Annotated in this window: 12 protein-coding genes; 10 read left to right on the forward strand and 2 right to left on the reverse strand. The window is 67.8% G+C overall.

What is annotated here, in order from left to right; translation table 11 throughout:
* The 10 genes from B2284_RS12930 to B2284_RS12975 form a co-directional block, all read left to right on the forward strand.
* On the forward strand, positions 1–424 hold a 424-nt coding region (locus B2284_RS12930), incomplete at its 5' end, for a hypothetical protein (protein WP_286697610.1).
* Entirely contained in the window at positions 421–558 is a 138-nt protein-coding gene (rpmH, locus tag B2284_RS12935; RefSeq protein ID WP_006944663.1) for a 50S ribosomal protein L34, read from the forward strand. The genes B2284_RS12930 and rpmH, both read left to right, overlap by 4 nt.
* Positions 559–577: 19 nt before the next feature.
* Entirely contained in the window at positions 578–1,027 is a 450-nt protein-coding gene (gene rnpA, locus B2284_RS12940) for a ribonuclease P protein component (protein ID WP_006944739.1), read from the forward strand.
* Positions 1,024–1,353 (forward strand): membrane protein insertion efficiency factor YidD, encoded by a 330-nt coding sequence (gene yidD / locus B2284_RS12945; RefSeq protein WP_081873519.1) that lies wholly within the window; start codon positions 1,024–1,026, stop codon positions 1,351–1,353. The genes rnpA and yidD overlap by 4 nt, the downstream gene beginning before the upstream one ends.
* Before the next feature lie 58 nt (positions 1,354–1,411).
* Complete coding sequence (yidC, locus tag B2284_RS12950; RefSeq protein ID WP_006944685.1) at positions 1,412–2,575, forward strand: membrane protein insertase YidC; 1,164 nt, start codon at positions 1,412–1,414, stop codon at positions 2,573–2,575.
* 13 nt (positions 2,576–2,588) lie between these two features.
* A complete protein-coding gene (locus B2284_RS12955; protein WP_006944720.1) occupies positions 2,589–3,086 on the forward strand; it encodes a Jag family protein in 498 nt (165 codons plus the stop codon).
* Between the two features lie 37 nt (positions 3,087–3,123).
* A complete protein-coding gene (rsmG, locus tag B2284_RS12960; protein WP_038566261.1) occupies positions 3,124–3,891 on the forward strand; it encodes a 16S rRNA (guanine(527)-N(7))-methyltransferase RsmG in 768 nt (255 codons plus the stop codon).
* 1,103 nt (positions 3,892–4,994) lie between these two features.
* Positions 4,995–5,927 (forward strand): ParA family protein, encoded by a 933-nt coding sequence (locus B2284_RS12965; RefSeq protein WP_083607247.1) that lies wholly within the window; start codon positions 4,995–4,997, stop codon positions 5,925–5,927.
* Positions 5,928–6,030: 103 nt separating this feature from the next.
* Positions 6,031–7,272, forward strand: coding sequence for a ParB/RepB/Spo0J family partition protein (locus B2284_RS12970; RefSeq protein WP_006944763.1), 1,242 nt, complete (start codon positions 6,031–6,033; stop codon positions 7,270–7,272).
* Positions 7,265–7,603 carry a hypothetical protein gene (locus B2284_RS12975; RefSeq protein ID WP_006944618.1) on the forward strand — a complete coding sequence of 113 codons (339 nt, stop codon included), beginning with the start codon at positions 7,265–7,267 and terminating at the stop codon, positions 7,601–7,603. The genes B2284_RS12970 and B2284_RS12975 overlap by 8 nt, the downstream gene beginning before the upstream one ends.
* 167 nt (positions 7,604–7,770) lie before the next feature.
* Here the strand turns inward: B2284_RS12975 and trxA are convergent, their stop codons facing one another.
* Positions 7,771–8,097 (reverse strand): thioredoxin, encoded by a 327-nt coding sequence (trxA, locus tag B2284_RS12980; protein ID WP_006944697.1) that lies wholly within the window; start codon positions 8,095–8,097, stop codon positions 7,771–7,773.
* A gap of 71 nt (positions 8,098–8,168) precedes the next feature.
* A partial coding sequence (locus B2284_RS12985; RefSeq protein WP_286697611.1) for an NAD(P)/FAD-dependent oxidoreductase occupies positions 8,169–8,900 on the reverse strand: 732 nt, incomplete at its 5' end.

The raw sequence follows: 8,900 nt of genomic DNA on the forward strand, positions 1-8,900 counted from the left end.
GTCCGGGGGATCATCGGGCGGTGCGCGCCAGACGAGGGGAATGTCGTTTTCTCGTCAGGCTAACGGCGTGTCGACTGGATTTGTGCGGCGGCGTGTGAATCACAGATGTGTTATTCGCGTGCGCGCGCTGTTGGGTATGGAGTGGAGGTTCGGACGTTTTGACCCTGTTGGCCCCGCATGCGTAAGCTGGATGACGATTGTCTGCGCCCCGATGACGGTGATCCACCGCCTCGATGCGTGCCGTTCCAAGGTATTTTCGCCGATGGGCAGGCCCTGTGGGCCGCCATTGCTGGTGCTGCAGGAGTGGGATGCCGAAGGTTCGAAGAGCCTGGAGCCCGTCACGTGCGGGTGGCGCGACAACCCTGACCATCAGCACGACGGCGGCGCGCGAGCGTTCGCCCTTCCCCAATGGAGTTCGACGTGAGCAAGCGCACCTTCCAGCCCAACAACCGTCGCCGCGCCAAGACGCACGGCTTCCGTCTGCGCATGCGCACCCGCGCCGGCCGCGCCATCCTGGCGAACCGACGCGCCAAGGGTCGCAAGCAGCTTTCCGCCTGAGTTCGGCCCACGACCGGCCGTGCTCCCTGCTCAGCATCGCATTCGTGACGCAGGGCAGTACCGCGCCGTCCTGCGGGATCGACGTGCGGGGCGCGCGGGTGGCTCGCTGCTCGCCGTTCATGTGATCGACGCCGACGCGTTCGGCCTTTCACCCGAGGATCGGGTGGGGCCGCGCGTCGGTTTCGTCGTTTCAAAGGCCGTGGGCAACGCCGTCGTGCGTTCGCGGGCCAAACGCGTGCTGCGGCACGTCGCCCGGGACGCGCTGAGTGAGATCGACCCCGGGCTCGACATCGTCGTGCGCGCGAACCCGGCGATCGCCGGTGCCTCGAGCCACGACGTCGCGAGGGAGTTCGATCGGATGCTCGCCAAGGCGACGCGACGTCAGCGACCACAGGATGTTTCACGTGAAACGGATTCACGCGAACCATCGGACCGGGCGCATCAGGACGCGTCCAGGGTTCGACGATGAGTGCCGGGGTGCCTCGAGCGCCGGCCGGCGATGATGTGCCCGGCGACCACGCCGCGTCAGCCACACCGGTGCCGGACGAACAGCACGGCTGGCGCCGCGTCGTCGTGTGGCCGCTGCTCGTGGTCGTCCGCTTCTACCGTCGGTGGATCTCGCCGGCGTTGCCTGCTACGTGCCGGTTCTACCCGTCGTGCTCGACGTACGGCCTCACGGCCCTGCAGCGATTCGGCCCGATCAAGGGCACCTGGCTCACGCTCAAGCGGCTCGGCCGTTGCCATCCGTGGAACCCCGGCGGGGTCGACCACGTTCCTCAGAAGAAGACCTCCTGACGCCTGCTCGTTCGCGAGCGGCGTCGACTCACGCCCACATCATTGCGAAGGATGATTGATGGACACCCTGCTCTATCCACTCGAGTGGTTCGTCGCCGCCATCATGGTCGGCTGGCACAAGCTCTTCTCGCTCGTCGGCCTGCCCGAGGCGTCCGGCTGGACGTGGGCGCTGTCCATCGCCGGCCTCGTCATCGTGCTGCGCATCCTGCTGATCCCACTGTTCGTCAAGCAGATCCACGCGTCGCGTCGCATGCAGCTCGTGCAGCCAGAGATGCAGAAGATCCAGGCCAAGTACAAGGGCAAGAAGGATCCTGAGTCCCGCGCCAAGCAGCAGGAAGAGATGATGGAGCTGTACCGGACCACCGGTACCAACCCGCTCGGCTCGTGCCTGCCGATCCTGCTCCAAGCGCCGTTCTTCTTCGCGCTGTTCCGGGTGCTCAACAACCTGAGCAAGATCGCTGACGGGCGTCACGATGAGATCGGCTTCCTCACGAGGTCGCTCGCCGGCCAGGCAGAGAGCTCGAAGCTGTTCGGTGCGAAGCTGTCCGACACCTTCATGGGCACGGACGGCTGGGGATCGGCCAAGTGGGTCGCCATCCTGCTCATCGTCCTCATGTCGGCGACGTCGTTCATCACCCAGCACCAGCTGATGCGACGCAACATGCCAAAGGCCGCACTCGAGGGGCCGATGGCGAAGCAGCAGCAGATCATCATCTACCTGATGCCGATCTTCTTCGCGATCTCCGGTGTGAACTTCCCGATCGGTGTCCTCATCTACTGGTTCGTCACGAACGTGTGGACGATGGGCCAGCAGTGGTTCGTCATCCACCGCATGCCGACGCCCGGATCGGCCGCCGAGAAGAAGCTCGAGGAGCGCAACCGCGCCAAGGGGCGCGAGCACAAGACCGTCACGATGGACGATCTGCGCAAGGCCAACGAGGGCAAACCGAAGGGCCGCTTCGCCCAGGCCATGGAGAAGGCGCAAGAACAGGCCCGCGAACAGCAGGGCCTCAAGACGGGTGCACGCCCCGCCGGCGCATCGAAGGTCTCCATGTCGAAGAAGAAGGCGGCTGCGAGTGACGACGTCGTCGAGTCGAGCGTCGTCGAGACACCCGCGGCCACGAACCCGGTGCGCGAGAACGGCCGGGCCACCAAGGCGCCGCAGACCGGGCCGCGCAACCAGCCGAAGAAGAACACGCCGCGCTCGAAGCGCAAGAAGTGAGAGGGACGTCATCATGACCGAACAGGCACCGGGACGCTCTGGCGTCACCAACCTCGAGCGCGAAGGTGAGATCGCGGCGGACTTCCTCGAGAAGCTGCTTGACATCGCCGACCTCGACGGCGACATCGACGTCGAGGTCGAGGGAGGCCGCGCGGCCGTCTCCATCGTCGACTCCGAGGAAGGCCAGGTGCCGCGCTCCCTCGTCGGCTCCGGCGGTAAGACGCTCGACGCCCTGCAGGAACTCATGCGTCTCGCCGTCCAGGCTGAGACGGGCGAGCGCAGCCGCGCGATGCTCGACATCGCCGGCCATCGTGCCGAGCGACGAAGCGCTCTCGAGTCGAAGGCTGCTGACGCCGTCGCGGAAGCGAAGAAGACTGGCGCCAAGGTCGAGATGGAGCCGATGACCGCGTTCGAACGGAAGGTCGTGCACGATGTGGTGCTCGCCGCGGGGCTGACGTCGGAATCCGAGGGCGCCGAGCCGAACCGCTACGTCGTGGTGCTGCCCGAATGATCGTGTTTCACGTGAAACTCGAGCGTGAGACGGCAGCATGACGCAGCCCGCTCACGAGCACGACGCGAAGACGCCTGCGGCACCGCAGGCGTCTTCGCCGCCTCCGGCACCCGACACGGCAGCAGCCTTCCTGGCTGACCGGCTGCCGCTCATGACGCGCTACGTCGACGCCCTGTGCGACACCGGCGTCAGCCACGGGCTCATGGGCCCGCGTGAGGTGCCGCGCATGTGGGAACGGCACGTCCTCAACTGCGCCGTCGTCCACCCCGGAATCGCCCGGGGGGCGCACGTTGCCGACATCGGTGCCGGCGCTGGGCTGCCCGGCCTCGTCCTCGCCATTGCCCGCCCCGACCTCACGATGACGCTCGTCGAACCTCTGCTTCGACGGACGACGTGGCTGGCCGACGTCGTCGAAGAACTCGACTTGCCGAACGTCGAGGTGGTGCGCGCCCGTGCGGACGAGTTGTGGGGGCAGCGCACGTTCGACGTCGTGACGTCACGTGCCGTCGCGCGCATCGGGGAACTGGCGCGCTGGTCGTTGCCGCTCGTGAGCCGGGGCGGCGAGATGTTCGTCCTCAAGGGCTCGAGTGCCGCCGAAGAGCGTGACGAGGACGAGGCCGTACTGCGCCGGTTGCGTGTTCGCACGGCTGAGGTGGAGACGTGGGGCGAGGGCACCGTCGAGCCACCGACGGTGACCGTCCGGCTCACCGTCGACGGCGTCGCGCCGCAACTCACGCGCAAGCAGGCCGGCACGATCGACAAGACCAAGCAGAAGCCGTCCCGCCGTCCAGATCGGCGCGCCTGAGGTTCTCTCCGGTGCCGGTGCGCCACCCCACGTGATTCCCTGTCCCCAGGTGTGACGGCAACGTCAGGCCTGGGGACAGCCGCGTTCGCCCCCTGCGCCACAGGTGACACAATGGGGTCTTGCCGTCAACGCGAATCCGAGGAGAACCGGTGACATCCACTGCCCCAGTCGGCTGGCCCACCCACAGGCCTGGCGTCGCGCACACGGGCCCGAGCCCAGAGCCCGTCGGATGGCAGGGTATCTCCACCGCAGCGGCCGAGAGCCTCGGCGGTGATGCGGTCGTCACGGTGGTGAATCCGGTCGTCACGGAGCAGGCTGAGGGCCCGGTCGGTGCTGACGTTTCACGTGAAACACCTCAGCCGATGATGGATCCGCAGGTCTCGGAGGTCACCGGCCAGCGCACGACCGATGTCGCTGACGAGGTCGCTGAGCCGTCGGCCGCTGACCAGGACGCCGCACCCATGAGGGAATCGGAACCCTCACCTCGCGAGATGCAGGATGGCGAGGATGCCGCCCCAGCCGGCGATGCCGTCTCTGACGTGCGAGCTGCGCTCGGTTACGACATCCTGCTCGGCGGGACGATTGTTCCCCGTGAAACATCGACCCCGACGGCTCCCGCGCCGCGTGACGCGGATGGAACCGAGTCGGTCGATGACGTCGAGGCCGCTACCCCAACCGACGCCCGGGCCGATGACGACCGTGCTGACTCTGGTGCCGCTGACACGAAGGCCGAGGTCGCCGTCTCCGATGGCGAAGGTGTGGGGGATGCCGCCACGGCGGTGACGTTGACCGGTCCCGTCGTCGACGAGGCATCGGCAGATCAGGGCACGGCCGAGGTGCCCGAGGGCACTGCGTCACAAGAGGATGTGTCGCACCGCAATTCTGCGCAGAGCGAGGGGTACGTGCCGCGTCATCATGCCGGGTCCGAGGCCACAGACGCTCCGCAGTCGCAGAGCGTCGAGGCTGATTCCGCCCTGGCTGCGCGCTCACCCCTGCCGTCGCGTCGCGCTCGCCGCCATGCCCGCCCCCGCGTTCCCAGCTTCGAACGCGCGACGGACACCGACTGGCAAGGCGTGACAGATCACGACGACCCACAGCACCCCATGGACGACGAAGGACGACGCGATGTGCTCCACGCCGAACCCGAGGCACCGTCAGCCGAGCCCAGGCCGGCGCGCGTGAGTTTCACGGGCGTCGAACAACTGCCGCGCCCGACGCACCCGCGGGTGCTCACGGTCGCGAATCAGAAGGGCGGCGTCGGGAAGACGACGACGACCGTGAACGTCGCGGCGGCGCTCGCTCAGGCGGGGCTCAAGGTTCTCGTCATCGACATCGACCCGCAGGGCAACGCTTCCACTGCTCTCGGCATCGAGCACCACTCCGACGTGCCGAGCGTCTACGACGTCATCGTCGAAGGAACGCCGATCGACGAGGTCATGGCCCAGTGCCCCGACATCCCCGGCCTGTGGTGTGCGCCGGCGACGATCGACCTCGCCGGCGCGGAGATCGAGCTCGTCTCCCTGGTCGCTCGCGAATCCCGTCTGCACCGTTCGATCAACGCGCAGTTGGCTGACTCGACCCCGGACGAGCGCTTCGACTACGTCTTCATCGACTGCCCGCCGAGCCTCGGGTTGCTCACCGTCAACGCGTTCGTCGCGGCTGACGAGGTGTTCATCCCCATCCAGTGCGAGTACTACGCGCTCGAGGGGCTGAGCCAGCTGCTCAAGAACATCGAGATGATCAAGATGCACCTCAACCCCGGGCTGCACGTCTCGACCATCCTTCTCACCATGTACGACGGGCGCACCAACCTCTCCGCGCAGGTCGCGGACGAGGTGCGCGCGCACTTCCCCGAGCAGGTGCTCGGCGCGCTCGTGCCGCGCTCGGTGCGCATCTCGGAGGCGCCGAGCCATGGCGAGACCGTCATGACGTACGACCCGACGAGCACCGGTGCGACGAGCTACCGCGATGCTGCTCGGGAGATCGCCCTGCGCGGTGCTAGCGTGCCCGAGCCTTCGGGGCGAATCGGACGATGACCGACGCCGTGACGCCCGACGGCGATCGCCGTCATGCTGCGACGTCGTACGCAGCCTTCTCATACTCATCCCGCCTGACCCACCGTGTAGGAAGTGGACCTCGATGAACGACAAGCGACGTGGACTCGGCCGTGGCCTGGGTGCGCTCATCCCCAACACCACCGAACCGACGCGGGTGACGCGCCCGACGGACGTCTTCTTCACCGACTCCAAGGCCTCGCGCACGCAGGACGGCGACGAACCCAGCGCCCCGGAGGCCCGTGCGAGCCGCTTCAGCGAAGCCCTCACGCCGCGCCCGTCGCACCAGGCGCCGCGGGGTACCGAACCCCGGACCGAATCGCGCGCCTCGACGCACCGCCGCCACGACGACCTCGCCGCGGCCGCGGCCGCCGTCACGCAGCCCGCGGGGCAGGCGCCGAGCGTTTCACGTGAAACAGAGGTGGCGAAGCTCGAAGCGCAGCCGGCACAGCGTGATGACGCGGCCGGCATTGATGACGAGAGGGACGTGACGTCGAACCTCGCGCCCGTGCCTGGTGCGTCGTTCGCCGAGATCTCGCAGTCGCTGATCCGCCCGAACCCGAAGCAGCCGCGCTCGGTGTTCGACGAGGAGCACATGGCCGAACTCGTCCACTCGATCGGCGAGATCGGGGTTCTGCAGCCCATCGTCGTGCGGCCCGTGCCGGAGGGCGACCCGGATCACGCGCAGACGCCCTACGAACTCATCATGGGTGAGCGGCGTTGGCGGGCCTCGCAGGAGGCCGGTCTCGCGACAGTGCCGGCCATCGTCCGTTCGACGACGGACGAGGATCTGCTGCGTGACGCCCTGCTCGAGAACCTGCACCGTAGCCAGCTCAACCCCCTCGAAGAAGCGGCGGCCTACGCACAGTTGCTCGAGGACTTCGGCTGCACGCACGACGAGCTTGCCACGAAGATCGGCCGCAGCCGCCCGCAGATCTCCAACACGATCCGCCTGCTCAAGCTGCCGCCGGTGGTGCAGCGTCGCGTCGCCGCGGGTGTCCTGAGTGCCGGCCACGCCCGTGCCCTGCTCGGCATGAGTGACCCCGCCGCGATGGAGCGGCTCGCCCAGCGCATCGTGGCCGAGGGCCTCTCCGTGCGCGCGACGGAGGAGATCATCGCGCTCGGCGACGACACGAAGCCGCGCAAGAGCGCTGTTCCACGTGAAACCAACCCGGATCTCGATCACTGGGCCAGCAATCTCGCCGACAAGCTCGACACCCGCGTCGGCATCACGATGGGCAAGAACAAGGGCAAGCTCACCGTCGAGTTCGCCTCCGTCGACGACCTCAACCGCATCATGGACGCTCTCGGGATCGAACGTGGCTGAGCGTCTCGACCCGAATGAGGCTCCTGAGGTCAATCATTCTGACGGCAGCTCGGCCACGGCGCAGACGCAGGACGGGCATCTGACGCGTTCCGACATCACCGACGCTCCGCTGATCGACGGCACGGATCCGCTGAGCGACAACGCTATCGACCGCCGTCGGGGCCGCACGGCGACGCCGCAGCTCGTCATCTTCTGCCTCTTCGCGCTGATCTTCGCCTACTTCGTCATCGGCGACGTCATGCACGGCGACTGGGGCATGGCGATGCTGGGCCTCGTCGTCCTCGGCATCTGCGGGGCGGCCATCAAGCGAGAGTTCGACAAGAACCGCTGAACCGCTGACGGCCGCCCCCCTTGCGTCCAAGTGCACCCGGGTGCATCTGGGCGCAAGGGGAGGGCAGCACGGGGGTAGAGACGAAAAGCCCCGGCCCACCATGTCTGGTGGGCCGGGGCTTCGTCGTCGGACGCTGCGTGCCCGACAGTGTCGTGATGCGGCTCGGTTCAGCCGAGGAACGGCTCGAGCTCGCGCAGCAGCTTCGGCTTCGGCATGGCGCCGACGATCGTCTTGACGACCTCACCGTTCTGGTAGACGTTCATCGTCGGGATGCCGGTGATGCCGTACTTCGCGGAGATCGCCGGGTTCTCGTCCGTGTTGAGCTTGTAGACGTCGATCTTGTCGGCGTTCGCCGCTGCGATCTCCTCGAGGATCGGCGCGACGGCGCGGCAGGGGCCGCACCACTCGGCCCAGAAGTCGACGAGGACGGGCTTGCTGTTCTTCAGGACGTCGGCGTCGAACGTGGCGTCCGTGGTGGGCTTGGTGGCTCCCATGATGTTCTCCTCTGTGCCGGCACCGGCGAAGCGGCACCCGTGGTCGATGGTTCTTGGTCGGTCGAAGATGATCAGCGCGCCGCGTCGGCGCCCTGAGGCTCCGCGGTGAGGGACGCGTCGGGAGCGGGCTCGCCCGCCGCGTCGAGGTGGGCGAGGAAGCGCTCGGCGTCGAGGGCTGCGGAGCAGCCCGAACCGGCGGCCGTGATGGCCTGACGGTAGGTGTGGTCGACGAGGTCGCCGCAGGCGAAGACGCCGTCGACGTTCGTGTGCGTCGAACGCTCCTGCGCGACGACGTAACCCTCGTCGTCGAGCTCGATCTGCCCGGTGACGAGCTCGTTGCGCGGCAGGTGGCCGATCGCGATGAACAGGCCGGTCGCGGCGAGCTCGCGCTCGTCACCGGTGACGGTGTCGCGCAGCGTCACGCCGGTCAGCTTGTCCTCGCCGTGGATGGCGACGACTTCGCTGTTCCAGGCGAATTCGATCTTGGGGTCGTTCTCGGCGCGCTCGGCCATGATCTTGGAGGCGCGAAGCTCGTCGCGCCGATGCACCATCGTCACCTTCGCGGCGAAGCGCGTGAGGAACGTGGCTTCCTCGACGGCCGAGTCGCCGCCGCCGACGACGATGATCTCCTGGTTGCGGAAGAACGCGCCGTCGCACGTCGCACACCACGAGACGCCGTGGCCGGAGAGGCGCTTCTCGTCGGGAAGGCCCAGTTCGCGGTATGCCGAGCCCATCGCGAGTATGACGGCCTTCGCGCGGTGGGTGACGCCCTCGCCGTCGACGACCGTCTTGACGGCACCGGT

Origin of the sequence: Dermacoccus sp. UBA1591 (assembly GCF_002322065.1) — a bacterium.
Lineage (GTDB): Bacteria > Actinomycetota > Actinomycetes > Actinomycetales > Dermatophilaceae > Dermacoccus > Dermacoccus nishinomiyaensis.